The sequence below is a fragment of the Sphingobium sp. CECT 9361 genome, from assembly GCF_918741285.1.
Taxonomy (GTDB): domain Bacteria; phylum Pseudomonadota; class Alphaproteobacteria; order Sphingomonadales; family Sphingomonadaceae; genus Sphingobium.
Window position 1 is genome coordinate 62,411 of record NZ_CAKKNC010000005.1, and the last position, 22,488, is coordinate 84,898.

The 22,488-nt window shown below is 60.4% G+C and carries 24 protein-coding genes and 1 riboswitch; of the genes, 9 read left to right on the top strand and 15 right to left on the bottom strand.

What is annotated here, in order from left to right:
* Genes LQ220_RS09560 through LQ220_RS09575 form a run of 4 tightly spaced genes read left to right on the top strand, consistent with a single transcriptional unit; the run spans window position 1 to window position 4,076 of the window.
* Window positions 1-1,560 carry an alpha-L-arabinofuranosidase C-terminal domain-containing protein gene (locus LQ220_RS09560; protein WP_230188217.1) on the top strand — a complete coding sequence of 520 codons (1,560 nt, stop codon included), beginning with the start codon at window positions 1-3 and terminating at the stop codon, window positions 1,558-1,560.
* A complete protein-coding gene (locus LQ220_RS09565) occupies window positions 1,557-2,462 on the top strand; it encodes a 2-dehydro-3-deoxygalactonokinase (RefSeq protein WP_230188060.1) in 906 nt (301 codons plus the stop codon). The genes LQ220_RS09560 and LQ220_RS09565 overlap by 4 nt, the downstream gene beginning before the upstream one ends.
* On the top strand, window positions 2,459-3,082 hold the full coding sequence (locus LQ220_RS09570; protein ID WP_230188061.1) for a 2-dehydro-3-deoxy-6-phosphogalactonate aldolase: 624 nt from the start codon (window positions 2,459-2,461) through the stop codon (window positions 3,080-3,082). Before LQ220_RS09565 ends, LQ220_RS09570 begins: the two co-directional genes overlap by 4 nt.
* Window positions 3,083-3,119: 37 nt before the next feature.
* Entirely contained in the window at window positions 3,120-4,076 is a 957-nt protein-coding gene (locus LQ220_RS09575) for an alpha/beta hydrolase (protein ID WP_230188218.1), read from the top strand.
* A 169-nt stretch (window positions 4,077-4,245) separates the two neighbouring features.
* On the opposite strand, the gene LQ220_RS24905 is transcribed toward LQ220_RS09575, so the two are convergent.
* From LQ220_RS24905 to LQ220_RS09610, 8 genes are read right to left on the bottom strand one after another with little or no spacing between them, the layout of a single operon-like run.
* Entirely contained in the window at window positions 4,246-4,350 is a 105-nt protein-coding gene (locus tag LQ220_RS24905) for a DUF2474 family protein (protein ID WP_281821156.1), read from the bottom strand.
* The gene (gene cydB / locus LQ220_RS09580; protein WP_230188062.1) at window positions 4,350-5,348 is read right to left on the bottom strand and encodes a cytochrome d ubiquinol oxidase subunit II; all 999 of its coding nucleotides are present in this window, start codon (window positions 5,346-5,348) and stop codon (window positions 4,350-4,352) included. Before cydB ends, LQ220_RS24905 begins: the two co-directional genes overlap by 1 nt.
* On the bottom strand, window positions 5,345-6,748 hold the full coding sequence (locus LQ220_RS09585) for a cytochrome ubiquinol oxidase subunit I (RefSeq protein WP_230188063.1): 1,404 nt from the start codon (window positions 6,746-6,748) through the stop codon (window positions 5,345-5,347). The genes cydB and LQ220_RS09585 overlap by 4 nt, the downstream gene beginning before the upstream one ends.
* A gap of 54 nt (window positions 6,749-6,802) precedes the next feature.
* Window positions 6,803-7,600 (bottom strand): sulfite exporter TauE/SafE family protein, encoded by a 798-nt coding sequence (locus LQ220_RS09590; protein ID WP_230188219.1) that lies wholly within the window; start codon window positions 7,598-7,600, stop codon window positions 6,803-6,805.
* A gap of 2 nt (window positions 7,601-7,602) precedes the next feature.
* Window positions 7,603-9,174 (bottom strand): bifunctional protein tyrosine phosphatase family protein/NAD(P)/FAD-dependent oxidoreductase, encoded by a 1,572-nt coding sequence (locus LQ220_RS09595; protein WP_230188064.1) that lies wholly within the window; start codon window positions 9,172-9,174, stop codon window positions 7,603-7,605.
* Between the two features lie 30 nt (window positions 9,175-9,204).
* The gene (locus LQ220_RS09600; RefSeq protein WP_230188065.1) at window positions 9,205-9,615 is read right to left on the bottom strand and encodes a DUF6691 family protein; all 411 of its coding nucleotides are present in this window, start codon (window positions 9,613-9,615) and stop codon (window positions 9,205-9,207) included.
* Window positions 9,615-10,052 (bottom strand): YeeE/YedE thiosulfate transporter family protein, encoded by a 438-nt coding sequence (locus tag LQ220_RS09605; RefSeq protein ID WP_230188066.1) that lies wholly within the window; start codon window positions 10,050-10,052, stop codon window positions 9,615-9,617. The genes LQ220_RS09600 and LQ220_RS09605 overlap by 1 nt, the downstream gene beginning before the upstream one ends.
* On the bottom strand, window positions 10,049-10,966 hold the full coding sequence (locus LQ220_RS09610) for an MBL fold metallo-hydrolase (protein WP_230188067.1): 918 nt from the start codon (window positions 10,964-10,966) through the stop codon (window positions 10,049-10,051). Before LQ220_RS09610 ends, LQ220_RS09605 begins: the two co-directional genes overlap by 4 nt.
* A 101-nt stretch (window positions 10,967-11,067) precedes the next feature.
* Between LQ220_RS09610 and LQ220_RS09615 the strand changes: the two genes are divergently transcribed.
* From LQ220_RS09615 to LQ220_RS09625, 3 genes are all read left to right on the top strand, one after another.
* Window positions 11,068-11,691, top strand: a complete 624-nt coding sequence (locus tag LQ220_RS09615; RefSeq protein WP_230188068.1) for a peroxiredoxin — start codon at window positions 11,068-11,070, stop codon at window positions 11,689-11,691.
* Window positions 11,688-12,071 (top strand): metalloregulator ArsR/SmtB family transcription factor, encoded by a 384-nt coding sequence (locus LQ220_RS09620; protein ID WP_230188069.1) that lies wholly within the window; start codon window positions 11,688-11,690, stop codon window positions 12,069-12,071. Before LQ220_RS09615 ends, LQ220_RS09620 begins: the two co-directional genes overlap by 4 nt.
* Before the next feature lie 234 nt (window positions 12,072-12,305).
* The gene (locus LQ220_RS09625) at window positions 12,306-12,986 is read left to right on the top strand and encodes a DsbA family oxidoreductase (protein WP_230188070.1); all 681 of its coding nucleotides are present in this window, start codon (window positions 12,306-12,308) and stop codon (window positions 12,984-12,986) included.
* A 198-nt stretch (window positions 12,987-13,184) separates the two neighbouring features.
* On the opposite strand, the gene LQ220_RS09630 is transcribed toward LQ220_RS09625, so the two are convergent.
* Window positions 13,185-14,078, bottom strand: a complete 894-nt coding sequence (locus tag LQ220_RS09630) for an SDR family oxidoreductase (RefSeq protein ID WP_230188071.1) — start codon at window positions 14,076-14,078, stop codon at window positions 13,185-13,187.
* Window positions 14,079-14,175: 97 nt separating this feature from the next.
* On the opposite strand from LQ220_RS09630, the gene LQ220_RS09635 reads away from it, so the two are divergent.
* Window positions 14,176-15,000: a helix-turn-helix transcriptional regulator gene (locus LQ220_RS09635; RefSeq protein WP_230188072.1), complete on the top strand. Its 825-nt coding sequence runs from the start codon at window positions 14,176-14,178 to the stop codon at window positions 14,998-15,000.
* A 505-nt stretch (window positions 15,001-15,505) separates the two neighbouring features.
* Complete coding sequence (locus tag LQ220_RS09640) at window positions 15,506-15,736, top strand: hypothetical protein (protein WP_230188073.1); 231 nt, start codon at window positions 15,506-15,508, stop codon at window positions 15,734-15,736.
* A 312-nt stretch (window positions 15,737-16,048) separates the two neighbouring features.
* Here the strand turns inward: LQ220_RS09640 and LQ220_RS09645 are convergent, their stop codons facing one another.
* The 6 genes from LQ220_RS09645 to LQ220_RS09670 all read right to left on the bottom strand — a co-directional run bounded on the left by LQ220_RS09645 (window position 16,049) and on the right by LQ220_RS09670 (window position 22,473).
* On the bottom strand, window positions 16,049-17,077 hold the full coding sequence (locus tag LQ220_RS09645) for a methionine synthase (RefSeq protein ID WP_230188074.1): 1,029 nt from the start codon (window positions 17,075-17,077) through the stop codon (window positions 16,049-16,051).
* A 26-nt stretch (window positions 17,078-17,103) separates the two neighbouring features.
* The gene (locus LQ220_RS09650; RefSeq protein ID WP_230188075.1) at window positions 17,104-18,093 is read right to left on the bottom strand and encodes a DUF1852 domain-containing protein; all 990 of its coding nucleotides are present in this window, start codon (window positions 18,091-18,093) and stop codon (window positions 17,104-17,106) included.
* A gap of 124 nt (window positions 18,094-18,217) precedes the next feature.
* A riboswitch (cobalamin riboswitch) is annotated at window positions 18,218-18,441 on the bottom strand.
* A 123-nt stretch (window positions 18,442-18,564) separates the two neighbouring features.
* Window positions 18,565-19,485: a methylisocitrate lyase gene (gene prpB / locus LQ220_RS09655; RefSeq protein ID WP_230188076.1), complete on the bottom strand. Its 921-nt coding sequence runs from the start codon at window positions 19,483-19,485 to the stop codon at window positions 18,565-18,567.
* Window positions 19,486-19,496: 11 nt separating this feature from the next.
* Window positions 19,497-20,654 carry a 2-methylcitrate synthase gene (gene prpC / locus LQ220_RS09660; RefSeq protein ID WP_354957521.1) on the bottom strand — a complete coding sequence of 386 codons (1,158 nt, stop codon included), beginning with the start codon at window positions 20,652-20,654 and terminating at the stop codon, window positions 19,497-19,499.
* Window positions 20,655-20,668: 14 nt separating this feature from the next.
* On the bottom strand, window positions 20,669-22,168 hold the full coding sequence (locus LQ220_RS09665; RefSeq protein ID WP_230188078.1) for an MmgE/PrpD family protein: 1,500 nt from the start codon (window positions 22,166-22,168) through the stop codon (window positions 20,669-20,671).
* Window positions 22,165-22,473, bottom strand: coding sequence for a hypothetical protein (locus LQ220_RS09670; RefSeq protein WP_230188079.1), 309 nt, complete (start codon window positions 22,471-22,473; stop codon window positions 22,165-22,167). Before LQ220_RS09670 ends, LQ220_RS09665 begins: the two co-directional genes overlap by 4 nt.
* Window positions 22,474-22,488 lie beyond the last annotated feature (15 nt).

Here is a 22,488-nt window from a genome sequence, read left to right on the forward strand (position 1 = left end):
ATGCTGAAATCCTTACGCCGGGGGGCTTTGGCGCTACTGCTTTCCACTGCGGCGGCAACCGGTGCGACTGCGCAGGTGCCTGCACCCACGGCAACCGCGACGGTTCACGCGGACACGCCAGGTCCGGTCTACGACCGTCGCATCTTCACGCAGTTCGCCGAACATCTGGGCAATGGCATATATGGCGGCCTGTGGGTGGGCAACGACCGCAGTATTCCCAACACCAATGGCTTTCGTAACGATGTGATCGGCGCGCTTCGCAACCTAAGCGTGCCCGTCGTGCGATGGCCCGGCGGCTGCTTTGCCGACGAATATCATTGGCGCGAAGGCGTAGGTGTACGGGCCAAGCGGCCTGTTAAGATCAACACCCATTGGGGCGGCGTCACCGAGCCCAACACCGTCGGCACACATGAGTTTTTCGAACTTACCCGTCAGCTTGGCGCGGAAGCCTATGTTGCTGGTAACGTCGGCAACGGCACGCCGCAGGAAATGGCGGAGTGGATCGAATATATGACCTCGCCTGCCGGAAGTCTGGCCGACGAGCGCGCAAAGAACGGCCACAAAGAGCCGTGGAAGGTGCCTTATTTCGGTGTCGGCAATGAGTTATGGGGTTGCGGCGGTAATATGCGGCCCGAATATGCCGCCGACCTGACGCGCCGCTACGCGACCTTCATCAAGGCGCCGAAGGATACCAAAATCCTGAAGATCGCTGCGGGCGCTAACGTTGCGGACTATAAATGGACCGAGACGATGATGCAGCAGGTGACCGAACAGGTCGATGCGCTATCGCTGCATTACTACACCGTTCCAGGGGGGTGGCCGCCACGCGCTTCCGCAACGGTCTTCGACGAGGCGGGTTGGGCTGAGACACTGTCCGAAGCGTTACGCATAGATGAACTGATCACCAAGCACAGTGCCATCATGGATAAATATGATCCGGCCAAGAAAGTCTGGCTGGCGGTCGATGAATGGGGCACCTGGTATGCGGGCGACCCCGGCACCAATCCCGGCTTCCTTCGTCAGCAGAATACGCTGCGCGACGCGCTGGTCGCCTCGATCCATCTCGACATTTTCGCACGACATGCCGATCGGGTGAAGATGTCCGCGATCGCGCAGATGGTGAACGTGCTGCAGGCGATGATCCTGACAGACGGCAAGAAGATGGTGCTGACGCCGACCTATCATGTGTTCGAGATGTACAAGCCGTATATGGACGCGACGGTTCTACCTATCGAGGTGAAGTCGCCTTGGTACAACAAGGACAAGTGGGCGATGCCGTCGGTCAGCGCATCGGCGGTCCGTGACAGAGCCGGGAAGGTGCATGTCGGACTTTCCAATCTTGATCCCAACAAGGCGGTCACTGTTACGACGACGCTGGCGGGCATAACGGCGAGCGGTGTGTCGGGACGTATACTGACGGCCCCTGAGATGAACTCCCTCAACAGCTTCGACGCGCCGAATGCCGTTGCACCGGTCGCTTTCACGGGCGCGCAAGTGGCCGGCGGGACGCTGACGGTAACCTTGCCGCCTAAATCTGTCGTCATGCTCGAACTGCAATGAGCGTCGAGGCCGTGACGCGTACGACGATCTTGGGAGATTGGGGCACGTCACGGCTGCGGCTATTCCGTTTTTCGGACGGTAAGGAAAACGGACGGGCCGATGGGCCGGGGATCGGAGCGCTCGAAGCGCCAGCAACCAAGGTACTGACGCAGGCGCTCGAGCCGTGGCGTAACGATGGGCCGATTGGAAGCGTGACGCTGTGCGGCATGGCGGGCGCCCGCGGAGGACTTGTGGAGGCGGGCTATCTGGCATGTCCCGTCAGCCTCGCCCAATGGCAGCAGCATTCGACTTCGCTGATGCTCGACGGCCTTGCCGTTCGTGTGTTGCCGGGCTTGCGGTGTCGCAATGGCGAAGGGGTGCCCGACGTTATGCGGGGCGAGGAAACACAGATTTTCGGTGCGATTGCGTTGGATGAGACGCTTGCCGAGGGCGCATGGACATTCGTGCTGCCGGGAACGCATTGCAAATGGGTGTTAGTGGTGGACGGGGTCGTCTTGGGCTTTCGTACCTATCCGACCGGCGAACTTTATACTTTGCTGACCGCGCATTCCACCTTGGTTGCGGCTGGCAAGTCCTGCGAAGGCGATGACGCGCAAGGTTTTGCGCGCGGGCTGGCGCGAGTTGGCGAACGGACACTCGCTGCACTGTTCGAGGCACGGGCGGCGCAACTGGTCGATGGCCGTTCACCCGATTGGGCAAAGGGTTTTCTTTCAGGGCTGTTGATCGGTGGCGAAGTGGAAGCCGAAGCGACCAAGGATGCGCGGATCGTGCTGATCGGCGATCCTACGCTGTGTGAGCGCTATGTGACCGCTTTGATTAACGCTGGGTGTTCGGCGCGACAGGTGGACGGCGACGCCGCCGTGCTCGCCGGGCTTGAGCTAGCGAAAGGAGAGGCGGCATGACGATCGATGAGGCGCTGGATGCAGGTGCGCCGCCAATCATGGCGATCCTGCGCGGCGTCCGCCCCGACGAAGCGGTCGTGATTGGCCGCGCGCTGGTCGAAGCTGGCATCCGCCTGATCGAAGTGCCGTTCAATTCGCCGGAACCGGGCGTCAGCATTGCGGCGATGGCCGATGCGCTTGGGACAGAGGCAGCCATCGGCGGCGGGACGATCCTGACGGTCGAAATGGTCGACCGCTTGGCTGCTGCAGGTGGTCGTTTCATGGTGTCGCCCAACAGCGATCCTGTCGTCATCGCGCATGCCATCGTGTGCGGGATCGAAGCTGTGCCGGGGTTTCTGACACCGACCGAAGCGTTCACGGCAATCGGTGCTGGTGCGCGCCGATTGAAGCTGTTCCCCGGATCGGTCTTCAAGCCTGACTATCTATCGGCGCTACGCGATGTTGTGCCGGGTGATGTCGGACTTTGGGTCGTCGGTGGAGTAGGCGCTGCTAATCTTGCCGAATGGCGCGCACGCGGGGCAGCGGGGGTGGGCGTAGGCGGATCGCTTTACAAGCCGGGTGACGACGATGCGACCGTCGGCGCGCGGGCGCGGACTCTTGTCGCGGCATGGAAAAGCTGACGAGAAGTCAGCAGAGGAGATGGATGACATGAAGCGTATGACAACAATAATGGGTGGTGAACGTTGTTCCGCCGTGGCGCGGTTCGTCGCGATTGGGCTGGCCGCCGTCACCTTGTCCGCGTCAGTGCAAAGCTGGGCACAAGACGACAAGATGACTCCGATCGCCATCCCCGCCCAGCCGGACGCAATCGAACTTGGCACTGGGCCACTACCAGCCGCAAAGGCGACGGAATCCTGGCATAGTCAGTATGGCAGCCGCTTTGCCCGCAATGTCACGGTCGCGACCCTTACCCCGTTCCTTCCAGATCCGGCCAAAGCGTCAGGCGCAGCGGTTGTCGTTGCGCCAGGCGGTGGATTCCGGACCTTGTCGATGGATAATGAAGGGTTCGATGTGGCGCGCGCACTCGCTGCAAGGGGCGTCGCGGCTTTCGTACTGAAATACCGCCTGCGTCAGACCCCCGCAGACATGGCGGGCTTTGAAAAGTCGATGCAGGAAATGGTCGCGGGCGTCACGCGCGCTCCGCAGCCTGCACCCGGTAACGCAGCCGCGGACCTTGCGCCGCAGCTTGCGGATTCCACTGCAGCCTTTCGGCTGATCCGGGCACGGGCGGCGCAATGGCATGTCGATCCCGACCGGATCGGCATGATCGGCTTTTCGGCGGGCGCGATGCTGACTATGGCGACGACCCTGTCCAGCGACGCCAAGCCCGCCTTCATAGGCAACGTCTACGGCCCACTGGGTGCCATGACCGTCCCGCAGGATGCGCCACCAATGTTCGCGGTCATCGCGGCGGACGATCCGCTGTTCGGCAATCGTGATTTCAAACTGATCGACGCTTGGCGTACGGCCGGTCGCCCGGTGGAGTTCCACCTGTATGAACGGGGCGGTCATGGCTTTGGCATGTATCAGAAGACGACCACCAGCACCGGCTGGTTCGACGCTTTCGCGCGGTGGCTAGACATGCACGGTCTGATGAAGCGCAAGGCAGGATAAACGGCGTTCCATCGCCTACGCGCGCTATTCTATGTCCGCTTCCGGGGAACGGAAAAGCAACCGGAGGGCGGCATAGGGTCGATCTATTCAATCGCACCGTTGGATTTATGCGCGCGCGGTGAAGAGAATAGCGCGAACGGTGATAGCTGAAGACGGCGCGGAACAGCTATCATACCAGCCAATAGCGTAGTCCCATCGACACCAGCAACAGGGCGCCTACACTCGCGGTCCATATCCCCACGAACCAGCCTAGTCGGCGCATGCGCCGACGCATCAGTGATATCCCTCGCTGCCTACCTTGCCTCTGAACACCCAATAGGCCCAAGCGGTATAAGCGAGGATCACCGGCACGAGAACGCCACCGCCTACCAGCATGAACAGTTGGCTGCGATAGGGGGCAGCAGCTTCCCAGATGGTAACCCGCGCCGGGATGACATAGGGCCAGATCGATATGCCCAGCCCCAGCAGGCATAGCCCGAACAGCGCAAGCGCCCACAGGAAGGGCTGCGCATCCTTGCGTTGCGAAAGGCTGCGATAGAAAAGCGCGGTGACGATAACAGTGGCCAGTGGCACCTGCGCCGTGGCAAGCACGCCGGGCCATGCGAGCCAGCGGCTCGCGTAGCTGGCCTCCAGCGTTAGGGTGGAGAGGCTGACCGCACCTATCAGGATCAGCAGCGCAATACCCAGCCTGCCAGCATAGGTCACCACCTGACGCTGCAAGCCGCCTTCGGTTTTCCAATTGAGCCAGCAGGCCCCCAGCAACGCATAACCGACCATCAGCCCCACGCCAGTCAGCAGCGAAAAGGGCGAGAGCCATTCCCACCAGCCGCCGGAATAGGCGCGTCCTTCCACGCTGATGCCCTGAAGCAAGGCCCCCAGCGCGACCCCTTGCGCAAAGCTCGCCACTGCCGATCCACCTGTAAACGCACGGTCCCACCAAGCACGATGCGCCGGGTCGCGCCAACGGAACTCAAACGCCACACCGCGCAGGACAAGGCCGAGCAGCATCGCGATTAAAGGCGCATACAGCGCGGGCAGGATGATGGCATAGGCCAGCGGAAAGGCCGCGAGCAGCCCTCCGCCTCCCAGCACAAGCCAGGTTTCGTTGCCGTCCCACACCGGCGCGATGCTGTTCATCGCCGTGTCTCGATCCTTGCCCACCTTGAACAGCGGGAAAAGGATACCGATGCCTAGATCAAACCCGTCCATGACGACATACGCAACGATGGCAAAGCCGATGATCCCGGCCCAGATGACTGTCAGGTCGATCATCCTTCGCTTCCTTCGATGGCGGGGGCAGGGGTAATACCGGCGGTGCGGATCGGCGCGCCGTCCAGCGTGCTTTCGTGCGCTTGCGGTGGCTTTTTCATTAAGTGCAATAGATACCAGATGCCCATGCCGAACACGCTGAAATAGACCAGCGCGAATGCCAGCAGCGATGCGGCCACCGCGGGTGCATCTAAGGGCGACGCACTGTTTGCGGTGCGCAGCAGTCCGTAGATGGTGAAAGGCTGCCGTCCGACCTCGGTCACGATCCAGCCCGCCAGCACGGCGATGAAGCCAGCCGGTCCCAGCAACACCGCAGCGCGGTGCAGCCATGACCACTCATGCAGCTTGCCGCGCCAGCGCGCGATCAGACTCCACAGGCCAAGCCCCAGCATCGCAAAGCCGATGCCGACCATGATGCGAAACGCCCAGAACACGACGCCGACCGGCGGTTTGTCGGCATCGGGCACGCTATCGAGCCCCTTCATCGGCGCATTCAGATCATGTTTGAGGATCAGCGAGGATGCTTTGGGAATGGAGATGGCATAATCGACCCGCTTGTTGCCGCTGTCGGGGATACCGAAGAGAATCAGCGGCGCGCCGTTGGGATGGCTATCATAATGGCCTTCCATCGCCATCACCTTGACCGGCTGATGCTCCAGCGTGTTGAGGCCGTGCATGTCGCCTGCAAAAATCTGGATCGGAGCGACGATGGCCGCCATCCACATCGCCATGGAGAACATCGTGCGAGCGCCCGGATTTGTCCGGTCTCTAAGCAGATGCCATGCTCCGACGCCGCCGACCGCAAAGGCTGTCGTCAGATAGGCGGCCAGCACGGTATGGACCAGCCGATAGGGAAAGCTGGGGTTGAAGATGATCGCCATCCAGCTTGGGCCGGGCAGGAACTGGCCGTTCGCGCCGATCTCATAGCCGGTCGGCGTCTGCATCCAGCTATTGACCGAGAGAATCCAGAAGGCCGAAATGAAGGTGCCGATAGCTACCGCGCAGGTCGCAGTGAAGTGCAGCTTTCGCCCCACCTTGTTAATGCCGAACAGCATGACGCCCAGAAAGCCAGCCTCCAGGAAGAACGCAGTCAGTACTTCATAGGCCATGAGTGGACCGATGACCGGCCCGGCCTTGTCGGAAAATACCGACCAGTTGGTGCCGAACTGGTAGGACATAACGATACCGGACACCACGCCCATAGCAAACACGACCGCGAAGATCTTAAGCCAGTAGCGGAAGAGATTGGCATAGACGCCTTTACCGGTCGCAAGCCACAACCCCTCCAGCACCATCAGGTAGCTGGCAAGGCCGATGGAAAAGGCCGGGAACAGGAAGTGGAAGCTGACGGTAAAGGCAAATTGCGCGCGGGCGAGAAGCAAGGCGTCAATCGAGTCGAACATATAAAATGTCCTTTCGCCCACTATGTAGCAGGTAGGCAGAGGGATGGGGATGGGTCAGATTGTCATACCCGGCAGGAAGGCAGCGGCGCTGCGCCAGAGCATGTAGCAAGCGACGACGAAGATAAGTCCGGCAAAGACCGTGGTCAGCCGCCCGGTATGTCCGCCCAGCGTTTGAGCCATCCGCGTGCCGCCTATACTCCCGGCAACACCGCCTACCACGAAAACGGCAGCTAGTGGCCAGTCGATCAGCCCGGAGAAGGCGTAATTGGCCGCCGTCGTCAAGCCGAAGGCCGTTACCGCAACAAGAGATGTGCCCACCGCCATCAGCATCGGCATGTCCGTCGATGCCACCAACCCCGGTACAATCAGAAAGCCACCGCCGATGCCGAAAAAGCCCGAAAATAATCCCGACCCCAGCCCATAGGCGACGACCTTGGGGGCTTTTTCCCGATTGCATTCTGCCCCGGGATTGCCGGGATTGCCGCGCCCCTTCAGCATCAATGCGCCGACCAACACCATTACCAGTGCAAAAAAGAACAACAGCTTGTCGCCATCGACCATCTTGCCGAAGGTCGAACCTGCGAGCGCACCGATGATTCCAGCCGCAGCATAAATGCCGCCGCAACGCCATTTGACATGATGCGCGCGGGCATGACTGGCGAGGCCCGCCGCTGCATTGGCCGCGACCGCGAGTGCACTTGTTCCAATCGCGACATGGGCGTTGGGCACGCCGACCAGATAGACCATCAAGGGCACCGCGAGAATCGAACCGCCCCCGCCGACCAGCCCCAGCACGAAGCCGACCAATCCGCCGGATAGTCCACCCAACAGATATTGCGCGGTGGTCATCATTGTCATGCGCCAATCATGTGGGGCTTGACCATCCACTCGCGCCCCTTGAGCATACCATGCCAGTAGACAGGCGGAAGGATCGTGTCCTTTAGCAGCCAGGAGAGGCGTGAGGGCCGGGTGCCATCGATCAGCCAATTCGGGAAGCTGGGCATCAGCGTGCCGCCATAGCCGAATTCGGCCAAGACGATCTTGCCCGCCTCCACCGTGAGCGGGCAACTGCCATAGCCGTCATAGGTCGCGACCGGCGGCTTGCCGTCCAGTGCCGCCAGCACATTGACTGCGACCACCGGGGCCTGTTTGCGCGCCGCCGCCATCGTCTTGGCGTTGGATGCCGAACAGGCGTCGCCCAGCGCGAAAATGTCGGGATAGCGCGGGTGGCGCAACGTGGCTTCGTCCACCTCGACAAAGCCCGACGCAGCCGCCAGGGGACTGGTGCGGACGAAGTCCGGCGCGACCTGCGGCGGCACGACATGGATCATGTCGTACCGCTCGGCCACGCGCTTCACTCCATCGCCATCCGCTTGCTCGAAGATTGCGGTTTTGGAAGCGCTGTCTATTTCGACTAGCTTCGAGCCGAAGTTCAGGTTGATGTCATAGCGATCGACATAGTCCATTAGCGCAGGGACATAGGCGGGGACGCCGAACAGGACGGCGCCCGCCGTATGGAACTGCACGTCGCTGCTGCCTAGCACACCCGACTTTTCCCAACGGTGGCAGGACAGATACATCGCCTTTTGCGGCGCGCCCGCACATTTGATCGGCATGGGCGGCTGGGTGAACAGCGCGCGCCCGCCCTTAAACTGCTTGACCAGCCGGTTGGTGTAGGGAGCAAGATCGTAGCGATAGTTCGACGTCACGCCGTCATGCCCGAGCGCATCCGAAAGGCCGGGGATGGCGTTCCAGTCCAGCACGATGCCGGGGCATACGACCAGCACAATGTAGCTGACCCGCCGACCGTCGTTCAGCACCACTTGCTTCTCGTCAGGCAGGAAAGTGCTTGCGGACGCCTTGATCCATTCGACGCCGCGCGGGATCAGTCCGGCTTCGTCGCGCCGCGTAAAGCCACTTTCGAATACGCCCGCGCCCACCATCGTCCAGCCGGGCTGGTAATAATGGGCGTTACTGGGCTCGACGATGGCGAGGTGAATCCCGCGCCGCCGTTTGAGGATGCTCGCAGCCGTAGCAATTCCCGCACTGCCGCCGCCCACGATCAGCACGTCATAGTGGCCTGCATTCCGAACGCACACCATGTCCGCCATCTCCGCCAGCTTTTCCGCTCGCGCGCCCGATCGGCAATAGGCCAGCACCGGACCCGGCAGGCTGTCTAGCGCCCGGCGCATTGCTGCAGCATCCGCGTCCGTCAGCGCGCCCGCCACCGCCGGAACATAGGCAAAGCCAAGCCCGGCCGCTCGCGCTGCAGCCTCGATCTGTGCCGCCATAGGCTGGTCTGCGCCTTCGCCATCGGGGCGGTTACACAGGATCGAGCGGAAACCCATGGCGCTTAGATCCTCCACATCGGCAGGCATGATTTGCGGAGCGACGCTGAGCGTCGGAGCCAGTTGCTTGATAGCCATGGTAAACCTCCTCGTTCCGACAGGTGCCGGTTATGATCTTATTATGATGCGATGAATTGCCATGCCGCCCAGCATGGCCAGCACGAACGGGGCGACGTCCCCCGGAGCAAGTGACAGGCTGGCAATCGCTGGGCCGGGGCACAAGCCACCAATACCCCAGCCTATGCCGAACAAGATTGCGCCGAGTGCCAGCTTACCGTCGATCCCGCGGGTATCAGGCAGCGTGAAGGCCGTGTCGGCGAGCGGGCGTTCTATCCGTCTCTGTATCGCCCAAGCCAGCGCCATCGGGATCATCGCCCCGCCCATGACGAACGCAAGCGTTGGGTCCCATACGCCGAACAGATCGAGGAACGCGCGTACGCGCATCGGATCGGCCATGCCCGAAAAGGCCAACCCCGCACCGAACAGCGCGCCTGAGAGCAATGCCAAAATGATCCGCATCACAAAGCGCCTGCCAGACGCATCAGCGCCACGGTGACAAAGCCGCTGCTAATGAACAAAGTCGTCGCTACGATCGAGCGACGCGACAGGCGAGACACGCCACATACACCGTGTCCGCTTGTGCAACCGGATCCTAGTCGTGTGCCAAACCCTACGATCAAGCCGCCGACGATCAGAAATCCTGGTGCGGGAAATCGCGCGGGAACATCGTTCGACAGGAACGCCACGACCAGCGCGCCCAAGGGCAGTCCGACGATGAAGGCCACCGCCACCGCGCGCGGTGCGCCGCTGGTCGCCAGGCCCGTGGCCCGCGCCGCCAACCCGCTAACCCCGGCGATCCGCCCCAACCCCAGCAGCATGATAGCTGCCGCCAGGCCGATCATCAGCCCGCCGATCAGACCGGCAACCGGCTGCGCCTCGGGGAAACCGGGGATCATAGCTGGTTAATGGGAATCTTGAGGTAGGAGACGCCATTGTCATCGGGCGGTGGCATATGGCCTGCGCGCATATTGACCTGCACCGACGGCAGGATCAGGCGGGGCATTGCGAGTGTGGCATCTCGCGCCTCGCGCATTGCGACAAATTCATCCTCGCTCACGCCGTCATGCGCATGGATGTTGGTCCGGCGCTGATCGCCAACCGTCGTTTCCCACATATAACGGTCGCGACCTGCTGGCAGATAATCGTGGCACAGGAACAGGCGGGTTTCGGGCGGCAGCTCCAGCAGGCGGCGCAGGGACCGGAACAGGGTGCGCGCATCACCCCCGGGAAAGTCTGCGCGGGCAGTGCCGTAGTCGGGCATGAACATGGTGTCGCCCACGAAGACGGCATCGCCGATCACATAGGCGACGCAGGCGGGTGTGTGGCCTGGGACGTGCAGCACCGTCACGGCCAGATTCCCGATCATGAACTGATCGCCATCAGACCAGAGATGGTCGAAGTCGGATCCGTCACGCCTAAAATCTGCGCCCGCATTGAACAGCGAACCGAATGTCTGCTGCACTTCACAAATATGTGCGCCGATTGCAATCTGACCGCCCAGCTTCTGCTGAAGATAGGGCGCGGCCGACAAATGATCGGCATGGGCATGGGTTTCCAGATGCCAGTCCACGCTCAAACCCTGCTCGTCGATATAGGCGATGACCGGGTCGATCGCCTCGTGTCCGGTGCGTCCGGCGGCGGGATCAAAGGTCAGTACGCTGTCGATCACTGCCGCACGGAGGGTTTCCGCATCATGCACGACATAGGTCACGGTGAAGGTCGGCGCGTCGAAGAAGGCGCGCACCACCGGCACGCCGCTTCTGGCGACAGTGACTTGGGCATAGGCTTTTTCAAGTGCGGCGTCGGCCATGCGACTCTCCTTTAATTTCATATTTACATGATATATGTATGTGTATAATTCGTGATCGTCAAGGACTTGCCACGGCGCCTTGGCGACTGCAGGAAAGACAGATGAATGACGCGATGACCATCCCCTTGACGCCCCTACGCATCGGTTCCGTGGCCCCGGATTTCCGGGCCCGATCCACCATGGGCGATTTCCAATTGTCGACGCTACGTGGGCACTGGGTGATCTTTTTTTCTCACCCCGCTGACTTCACGCCGGTCTGCAGCACGGAATTTGTCGCACTGGCGCGGCACCAGGCTGATTTCGACGCGCTCGACTGTCGGCTGGTTGGCCTATCAGTGGACAGTCTCTACGCGCACATCGCTTGGGTCCGGGCGCTGCGCGACCTGTTCGACGTGCAGATCGGCTTTCCGATCATAGAGGATCCCAGCATGGCGGTCGGCCGCGCCTATGGCATGATTGACGATGAGGCGGCGGACAGCATGACGATGCGCTCCACTTTCTTCATTGACCCGAAAGGCATCATCCGCGCGACGACGGCCTATCCCCATAATGTCGGTCGATCGGTCGACGAAATGCTGCGCCTGTTGTGCGCGCTGCAACGAGTAGATGATGGGGGAGGGCTGACGCCGGAGGGCTGGTCACCCGGACAGCCCACATTGCTGCCCGCAGCCGAAAGCCCTGACGCTGCACCTGACTGGTTCTGCCGACTAGAGGCTCAGCCATGAGCGCGCTCTACGAGGATCGCGACGCTGCGGCGGTCGCCGCTGAAAAGATCAAGATTTTCGGCCAGCCCCAGCGGTTGATGATCCTGTCCTGTCTGTTGCGTGGCGAACGCAATGTCGGCGAGATCGCCGATGTGACCGGGATCGGTCAGCCTGCGCTTAGCCAGCAGCTTGCCGAACTGCGCCGAGCCGACCTGGTTCAGACGCGCAAGGAAGCCAAGCAGGTTTGGTATATGCTGGCAGACGATAATGTAGCGCTCTGCGTCCGCAACATAGAAGCGATGTTCGCTGGCGTTGGCAGCGCTTTAGTGCCGCCAACGGCCAAGCCAGCTTTCCAGTTGACGCCAGCCGACGGCGTGGCAGCTTTTGCCCGCGTTTTGTAAGCGCGCGCAATTCGGTCTCAATTTGGCGCAAAAGATATATAACGGTTATTGCCATTGCTCGGGATGCCTATTTGAGCTGCGGAGGGGCGTTCAGCACACAATATATTCATTTTCGCGAATACGCTTGAAAGCCGGGGCGGGTTTAGTCGGTAATCGTCCAAAGCCTTGTACAACTGCGGCTGCGCCCCGATCTGGAACGTAGCCTATCCTCGCTCGACTACGGAAACCCATGCTGTGACCCAGAAACTGAAGATCGATTTCGTCTCCGACGTTGCCTGCCCCTGGTGTGTTATCGGTCTGTTGGGTCTGGAAAAGGCGCTCGACAATGTGGCGGGCGAAATCGACGCCGACATCGCCTTTCATCCGTTTGAGCTCAATCCTGACCTGCCGTCCGGAGGCAAGAACGGCCTTGAGCACATCGCCGGAAAATACGGCATGTCCTTTGACCGGGTCCGGGAGAACCGCGCAACGATCTGCCATCGTGCGGCGGAGGTTGGCTTCACGATCAACACGTCGGACGCAAGCCGCATTTACAACACTTTCGATGCACATCGTCTGATCGCTTGGGCCGGTGAGAAGGGCCGTCAGCTCGCGATGAAGCAGCACGTTTTCGCGCTGTATTTCACACAACAAGAGGATCCTGGCGACCCCGATGCGCTGGCCAACGCTGCCCACGCCGCAGGCCTGAATGCCACCGAAGCGCGAGAGGTTCTCGCTTCTGATCGCTATGCCGAACAGGTTCGTTCGGAGGAGGCTCTTTGGCGCGAACGTGGCATCAATAGCGTGCCTGCCGTAGTCATCGAAGGCCGCTACCTGATTTCCGGAGGCCAGCCTCCGGAGGAATTCGAGCGCCAGTTGCGGGGAGTTGCAGCCAGACTGCGCGAGGAGCAAGCCTCAGCGACTGCTGCAACCTGATCTCTTCCTTTAGGTCGGTCCCACTAAAAATCGAGGCATCTCTGTTCCCCGATTGTACTAGCACGGCGGAGTTTCAGGGCATCGGGGGGCTGGGTGAAAGCCGCCGTAGGTCCATATGTTGGCATGCGCCGTAGCGCGATCCTGCCATTTACCTCGGTCAGATTTCGTTAGAGAACCCGATAGCATCTTCCGAGGAGGCTAGTCTTCCTGTGAATAGTCCATCCGCTCAAGGTCAGCGATCAGGCTCGGACCCTCCGGCGTCCATCCCAGATGCACCCGTGTCCACGCGCTGGATGCCGACATATCGACGGCCGCGAACATCGCGAACCAGCCGAAATGGAGAGGCGCTTGTTCAGGAGACAGCGAGATGAGCGGAAGGTCGAGACCTGCAGCCACAGTCGCGGCAATCTCGTGGAAGGCGACACCATGCTCGGCGACCGCGTGGTAGCGCGCGCCCTGTTCGGCTCGTTCCACCGCTAGGCGATAGAGTCGCGCCACGTCGAGAACATGCGCGGCCGACCAGCGGTTTTTGCCTTCGCCGACATAAGCAGCCACGCCTTTCTCCCGCGCCAGCGCCACATAAGGGGTGATCAGGCCCTGCTTAACGGTGTCGTGGACTTGCGGAAGGCGCACGACCGACAGGTTCACACCCTTTTCCAGCAGTGCCTCGCCAGCCAGTTCGGAACTGGACCGGGGGTGGTGGCGGACGGTGAACAGTTGCTCGACGGCGGGGCCACCATCGTCCGGTGCGCCCATAATCGCAGCCGAAGTGATGAGCAGTGGCCGATCAGAGCCCGCCAGCACGACACCAAGCGCTTCGATTACGTGGCGATCCTGTGCGCAGCTTGCGGCATATTTCGAGAAGTCATGGTCGAATGCGGTGTGGATGACGGCATCGGCGCATTCCGCGCCTGCGCGGAGGCTGGCAAGATCCTCCAGGTTGCCAACATGGGGCTGCGCGCCTGCGTCGGTCAGCGCGCGCGCTCCAGCTATCGAGCGCGTGAGGCCGATCACCTCATGGCCTGCGCCCAGAAGTTCGCGAAGGATTTGCGAACCCACGAAACCGGTGGCGCCAGTGAGAAAGACACGCATGGGGAACTACTCCAGATTGACGTGCACCCCATTCGGTGAGAAAGCGATCCTGTTAAAGTAGTGACTTTATCATAGTATAATCATCGACAGGATACTGATGCCCCCGCCTTGTGAGAATCAGCTCGGCACCTTCCTGCGCGACCGGCGCATGCGCCTCGACCCGGCGACCTTCGGTTTTCAGCCGGGGCGCCGTCGCACCCCCGGTCTGCGCCGGGAGGAAGTTGCCCAGCGCGCAAACATCAGTGCCACCTGGTACACCTGGCTGGAGCAGGGCCGCGGCGGAGCGCCATCAGCCGATGTGTTGGACCGGATCGCGACTGGCATAATGCTCACCGAGTTGGAGCGCGATCATCTCCATATTCTCGCGTTCGGCCATCCTCCGGAAGCGCGCTATCGCCACCCGGAAGGTATCACGCCGCGCCTGCAGCGCGTGCTGGACGCCCTGCCATACAGTCCCGCCATCATCAGAACAGCGACCTGGGATGTCGTCGCCTGGAACAAGGCGGCGACCCTGATCCTGGCCAACTATGCGGAGCTACCGCGCGAGCGGCGCAACATTCTGCGGCTGATCTTCGATGACGAACGTGTCCGCGGCGCGCAGGACGATTGGCGCAGCGTTGCACGCTATGTCGTCGGCACCTTCCGCGCCGATGCCGCCCGCGCCGGGGCCAGCCTGGAAATCCGGCAACTCGTCGATGAGCTGTCGGCCTCCAGCGCAGAATTCAGGACGCTGTGGAATGACAATGAAGTCATGGGTCACGGCGAAGGCATCAAGCGCCTTCACCACCGTTCACTCGGGCCCGTGGACCTGGAATTCTCGACGTTTGCGGTCGAAGGACGGTCGGATCTCATCATGATGGTCTACAATCCGACAATGCCGCCCATGATAGAGCGCCTTCGTGCCCTGTTTGCGGAAGCGTGAAATGGAGATTCCGATCCGGCAGCCATCACCGATATGGCAGCAACGATCCCCGTTAGTGCTACATTCGCCGACAAGGGTGACAGTTGGACGTGTGATACAAGTGCTGGTGTGCCTGTGAGCGCGTGGCACACGCCGATTGCACAAGCCAAGGTCAAACTGGGGGCCCGACCTGCACATGACGACGCGCGCGCGGACCGCGGCTAAAATAATCGACCGCTATGCTCGCAAACGTCTATCTGGATTTGTAGCGGATTTGCGTGTTTTGTACGGTTTGGGAGGGCTTGGAGCGGTGAAGGGAATCGCCAGGCATCGCTAACAAATTGTAATTACATCAATTGCTGCACTGCAGCAAAAAATAGACCCCATGGAGTGACCCCATTCCCTTCCCGTAAATCGGGTTCGAAGCGTAAATAGGGTTCGCTTGGGGGCTACGCATTTGCAGAGCCTTAATACCTCGTCGAGCTAGCTCTAGCAATTTCCAACCCACAGCAGCTAAGCGGGGGAAATGACCGCCTCTGACCTACAACTTCTGCTTATTGCCCGTCTGATCCGCGAGAGCGGCGGCACATCGCAGACATGGCGACGGGTGCTGGGCAAGGTCATTGTGCGAGACATCGCAACGCATGCCCATTGCAATTGGGAGGTTAGGCCAAACGGTACCGATGCCCAGCGCGCCGCGATCGAGCGACTTCTAGACGATGTGCGACTTGAATATTCGATCGTGTCGGCAGATTGAGCATACTGCTGCTGTGAACAAAGTGGTCGTTCTTAACACTCGAAATCCCGTCGAAAGCCATCCTACATTCTCCGAACGCTCGGCGCGTTGCAAGGCCCAGGTTGGGACAAAGCCGCCGTTCGAGATCTTGGCCATTCAACGGCATTCAACATAAAAAATGGTTCACCGGCTATGTTCGCTCCGAGCAATCCGGGTCTGCGCGTAATGAGCCACCCTGTCTTGTTGCACAGGAGGATGGACACTCCCCTTCGATATCAACCGGATCGGCGTTCGGTGTTTGCCACCGGACGCGCTTTATCCTCCACCGCCCCGTCAGGCCGAAAGCTCTCTCCGAATGATTGCGGCGCCGGCGCCCAAAGCAGCAAGCTTGCCTTTCGCTACGCGGCGAGACAGCGGCGCCATGCCACAGTTGGTCGACGGATAGAGTTTGTCGACATCCACAAACTGCAGCGCTTTTCGCAGCGTATCGGCGACTTGCTCGGGCGTTTCGATGATGTCGCTCGCCACGTCGATAGCGCCTACCATCACCTTCTTTCCCCGAATGAGTTCGATCAGGTCCATCGGAACCCGGGAATTCTGGCATTCCAACGAGATAATGTCGATGCTGGAGCCTTTCAGCTTGGGAAAGGCTCTCTCATATTGCCGCCACTCTGATCCGAGCGTCTTCTTCCAATCGGTGTTGGCCTTGATGCCATAGCCGTAGCAGATGTGAACGGCAGTCTCGCACTTTAGCCCTTCAGCTGCCTTTTCCAAGGTCGCGATGCCCCATTCATTCACTTCGTCGAAGAACACGTTGAACGCCGGTTCGTCGAACTGGATTATGTCGACGCCGGCGGCCTCGAGTTCCCTGGCTTCCTGATTGAGGATCTTGGCGAATCCCCAGGCCAGCTTCTCGCGGCTTTTATAATGGGCATCATAGAGCGTATCGATCATCGTCATTGGCCCGGGCAGGGCCCATTTGATCGGCTGATTGGTTTGCTGACGCAGGAACTTGGCGTCTTCGACAAAAACCGGCTTGCGGCGTTCAACCGCGCCTACGACCGTGGGCACGCTCGCGTCGTAGCGATCGCGGATTCTGACGGTCTTGCGCGTCTCGAAATCAACTCCGCTGAGATGCTCGATAAATGTCGTAACGAAATGCTGGCGCGTCTGCTCACCATCGCTGACGATATCGATCCCCGCCTGCCGCTGATCGTCCAGAGACAGGCGCAAAGCATCTTGCTTGCCCTCGACCAGTTCTTCTCCCTCTAACTTCCATGGCGACCAAAGCGTTTCAGATTGTGCAAGCCAGGAGGGCTTGGGCAAGCTCCCGGCGGTCGAAGTAGGCAATAATATGTTCATGAGAAACGGCCTTATTTTCTGATGGATCAGCGCGCGTGACTGGCAGACCATTGCTCCAGCACGGCCCGATATGGCTTGATGAAACGCTCTTCAGCAAACTTGCCCTGTTCGACAGCCAGCCGGCTGCGTTCTTCGCGGTCGTAGACGATGCGAGTGAGGGAATAGTCCTGATATTTGAGGCTTGGCTGATACAGCTCTGCTGCCGCCGAATTGGCATTGTATATTTCGGGTCGATAGATTTTCTGAAAAGTCTCCATCACGCTGATGGTGCTGACCAGTTCAAGGCTCGTATAATCGCCGAGCAAATCGCCAAGATGGTAAAAGGCAAATGGAGCGACGCTATTGGGCGGCATGAAATAGCGGACCTTCATGCCCATTTTGGCAAAATACTCGTCGGTCGCCGAAACGTCATCATTATGATATTCGAAACCCAGGACCGGGTGCTCATTTGCAGTCCGCCGGTAGGTCTTGCTGCTCGATACGCTCAGGCAGATGACGGGCGGTTTGTTGAAGTTTTCCCTATAGGCACCCGAATTCAAAAAGTGCTTGAACAGGTTGCCATGCAGGTCACCAAAGCCTTCCGGAGCGCCGGAATTCGGGTGTTTCTTCATATGCTCCGACAGCAGAACGCTGAAGTCATAGTCGCGAACATAAGACGAGAAATTATTGCCGACGATACCGTCAATGCGTTGGTCGGTCTTTCTGTCGAAAATAGCCGTCTTAAGGATTTCAATCAGCGGGAACACGTCGTTATTCCCTGCGGCATCGATACGCATCTCGACTGAAATTATTTTGAGTTCGACAGTGTACCGATCCCCCTTGGGATTATCCCAACGCGCGAGAGCGTTGAAGCGATTGTCGATCATCCGCAGGGTGTTGCGCAAATTCTCACGGCGACTATCGCCCCGTGCCAGATTGGCGAAGTTCGTCGTGATGCGGGTATTGTCCGCGGGCCGATAATTCTCATCGAAATCAATGTGATTGATGGAGAACTCAAAGGAGGAATGCGTAGCCATCGACCGATCACCTAGGTTTGCCGGGCGAGAGGACCGAAGGAAACGCACAAGACGGACAAGCCCGAAGGCACTCAAGCCCCGGCCTAGCATCAGGCGCGATCCACCGGAGGAACCCCCGTCCGAGGAACATTATCGCGTCGGAGGCAGGTCTCCTGGCTCACGGGTCAATGCGTCGGTCCCGGCCTTCCCGAGCCTCTTGCGAAGGCTCAGTGACACAAAATGGAACCGCAGCTCACCGCTTACAGTTGCGGGGGCAGCGCCGGATTCCGTTCACGGAGAACGTCACCGGCTTCCCGTCTTAGCTCCACATCATGCCTGCTGTGGAGAACCTCGACAGCCTGTTTAAACAAGAGTTTTCCACGAGCGTCAAGAGGTATATAAAGATATCTTTATATACCCTGCAAGGCGATGAGGCATCGCAATTCCCCAATCGCCATGCCCCGCATTTTGGCCTAGAGGGCCGGAAATCCATCAGCCCTCGACGGTCACAACCGGCAGGACCGTCTGCACGATAGAGGCGTCCAATGACTCATAATCGTGCAGACCGATGGTGTCGTAAAGTTCGGCGCGGGTCTGCATCTCCCCCACCATATTGTGGGTGCCACCGTCCTCTTTGATGGCGGCATACAGCTTGGCTTGCGCCTTGTTGGCGACGCGGAGCGAAGATACCGGCCAGATCACCATTCGGTATCCCATCGCCTCGAACTCCTGGGCGGTGAAGAAGGGCGTCTTGCCGAACTCGGTCATGTTGGCGAGCAGCTTTACCCCCGGCATGGCCTGAGCGAAGGCAGTGAACATTCCGCGGGTAACCAGTGCCTCTGGGAAGATGGCGTCCGCGCCGGCTTCGACATAGAGTTTTGCACGGGACACTGCGGCGTCGAACCCTTCCACACCAGCGGCATCGGTCCGCGCGATGATGACGATATCGCGGCTTGCCTTCTTCGCGGCAGCCACCTTGGTCGCCATGTCGTGGGCGTCGGCCAGCTTCTTGCCGTTCAGATGTCCGCATTTCTTGGGCAATATCTGATCTTCCAGATGGACGGCGCCAGCGCCCGCCTCCTCGAAGGTGCGGACCATATGCATGACGTTCAGCGCCTCACCATAGCCGGTATCGCCATCGACCAACAGCGGCAGGCCGGACGCGCGAGCGATCTGACGGATGAAGAAGGCGACTTCATCTACGGTGATGATACCCAGGTCAGGCAATCCCATGCTGGCGGTCATCGCTGCGCCGGAGAGATAAAGTCCGTTGAACCCGGCTGCCTTGGCCTGCAGCGCGGCATGGCCATTATGCGCGCCGGGAAGTTGGAGTATGTTCGGTCGGTCGAGCAGTGCCCTGAAACGGGCGCCTGCGCTTTGAACAGGCAATTCGTCTGCGACAAGATAGGGCAATATGTGTCTCCTTAAACAGCCGCTGCTTCAGTGCGCTGCGCCAGCGGCACGAAGGCGAGATTTTCGGGGCCAGTATAATGGGCCGACGGGCGAATAATCTTGTTGTCCTGCCGCTGCTCGATGACATGCGCCGCCCACCCGGAGGTGCGGGCAATGACGAACAATGGGGTGAACATCGCCGTCGGCACGCCCATCAGGTTGTAGGACACGGCGCTAAACCAATCGAGATTGGGAAACATGGCTTTCGCGTCCCACATCACCTGCTCAATGCGCTCGGCGACGGCATATTGCCGTTGCGCGCCTGCCTCGTCCGCCAGCGCCTTGGCCACACGCTTGATGACGACGTTGCGGGGATCGGATACCGTATAAACGGGATGCCCGAAGCCGATGACCACTTCCTTGGCGTCGACACGGCGCCGAATATCGGCTTCGGCATCGGCGGGAGTAGCGTAACGTTTTTGTATCTCGAACGCGACTTCATTGGCGCCGCCGTGCTTCGGGCCACGCAGCGCGCCAATGGCGCCAGCAATGCTCGAATACATGTCAGACCCGGTGCCGGCGATCACTCGCGCGGTGAAAGTCGAGGCGTTGAACTCATGCTCGGCATAGAGAATGAGCGATGTGTGCATGGCCCGCACAAAGCTTGGCGACGGCATTTTACCGTGCAGGAGATGCAGGAAATGCCCGCCTATGCTGTCATCATCGGTCTCGACTTCGATCCGACGACCGTGATGGGCGAAGTGATACCAGTAAAGCAGGATCGAACCTAGAGATGCCATCAGCCGATCGGCAACGTCGCGCGCATCTGGTAGGTTGTGATCATGGGTCTCAGGCAGTACGCAGCCGAGCGCCGAAACGCCCGAGCGCATCACGTCCATGGGATGCGCCGCAGCCGGAATAGCCTCCAGCGTTTCCTTCACCGACTGTGGCAGGCCGCGCAGGCCCTTGAGCTTCTCCTTATAGGACGCAAGCTGGACCTGGGAGGGCAGTTCCCCGTGGACGAGCAGGTGGGCGATCTCCTCGAACTCGCTAGTCTCAGCGAGATCGAGAATGTCATAGCCCCGATAATGCAGATCATTGCCGGTTTTGCCGACTGTGCAGAGCGCGGTATTGCCAGCGGTGACGCCTGAGAGAGCCACCGACTTCTTGGGCTTGAAGGGAATGTCCATGACTTGCCTTTCCATCAGAAGATGCCTGCGGGCGCGTCGGGTCCGAGTTGAGCGGAGGACACGATGAAATTGAGCTGGGTGACTTCCGCGCCGGTCAGGGTCGGCAGCCGATCAATCAGAGCGAGGAAGCGATCCTGCTCAGTCGTCGCGACGATGCCATCGGCCAGTGTGCGGAACTTCTCGACATAATTGGGCCGTGCGAACGGTCGTGCGCCGTTTGGATGGGCATCTGCAACGCCCAGTTCATCGATGATCGACTTGCCATTCTTCAGCGTGATGATGACCTTTCCACCGAAGGCCTTGCCTGAGCCCGTGGCGTGGTAACGCGCGGTCCAGGCGGGGTCCTCCTCGGTGGTGATCTTGTGCCAGAGGTCTACCGTGCCCGGACGCTGGGTACGTTCTGGCGCATAGCTCTTTTCATGGTGCCAACCGCCATCCTCCAGCGCGACGGCGAAGATATACATGATCGAGTGATCGAGGGTTTCACGGCTTGCCTTGGGATCCATCTTCTGCGGATCGTTGGCGCCGGTGCCGATCACATAATGCGTGTGGTGGCTGGTCCTGATCAGGATGCTTTCGATCTGCGACAGGTCGCCGACCTTCGGGCTCATCCGCTTGGCCAAGTCTATCAGCGCCTGGCTTTGATATTCCGCCGAATATTCCTTGGTATAGGTGTCGAGGATCGCACGCTTCGGCTCGCCCGGCGCAGGCAGCGGCACCTGATAGATATGGTTCGGACCAGAGAGCAGCCAGGCGATGAAGCCATCTTCCCCTTCATATGCGGGGGACGGCGCACCTTCGCCGCGCATCGCGCGATCGACTGCCTCGATCGCCATCTTGCTGGCAAAGGCTGGAGCATAGGCCTTCCAGGTCGAAATCTCGCCCTTGCGCGACTGGCGGGTGGTGGTGGTGGTGTGCAGCGCCTGCTGGATCGCCTGAAAGGTAATGTCGGTCGACAGGCCGAGCAGCGCGCCGATGCCGCCAGCGGCACTTGGACCCAGATGGGCGATATGGTCGATCTTGTGTTCGTGCAGGCAGATGCCCTTCACCAGATCGACCTGGATCTCATAGCCGGCGGCAAGTCCGCGCACCAGCGCCGCGCCATCAAGGCCCTTGGCCTGTGCGACAGCGAGAATTGGCGGAATATTATCGCCCGGATGGCTATACTCCGCCGAGAGGAAGGTGTCGTGGAAATCAAGCTCTCGCACTGCTACGCCATTGGCCCAGGCCGCCCATTCCGGGCTGACCTTCACGTCCGGTGCAATACCAAATAGCGGTGCGCCCTTATCGGAACAGTGTCCAAGCGCCTGTGCGCGTGCCGAGCGGATCGGTCCGCGCGCGATCGAAGCTGCGGCGACCGAGGCGTTGTCAATGATCCGGTTGCCGAGCATATCGATCACATCGGCATCGACGGGCACCAGGTCGGTAGCCACCGCCGCCAGTTTCCATGCCAGTTGATCTTCCCGCGCCAGCGGTTCGACAGACTTGTAGGTGCGAACGTCGTGAAGTTTCATGGGCATAAATCTCTTTGCGATGGTGGGAGGATCGTGAATGTGAAGCGGCCATGCGCCGCCATGCGCTGTCCACGCACAGCATGATCCAGGATCAGGAAGGCGATGACTTCCGTCTGCCCGGAGACGGTCCGGCCGAACCAGGTCTCGACCTGTCCCTCGCACCCGGGGTCGACCGCCCGAATTTCCAAGATTTCGCAGCGGCTCAGGGTGAGATCGCGCCCCAATAGATCGCCAGCCTTAATCGCTGCCGCATCGGCGAGGCGATCGAGGATGGCCCGACCAGGATCATGAGTGTTTGACAACATGACCGCAATATCCGC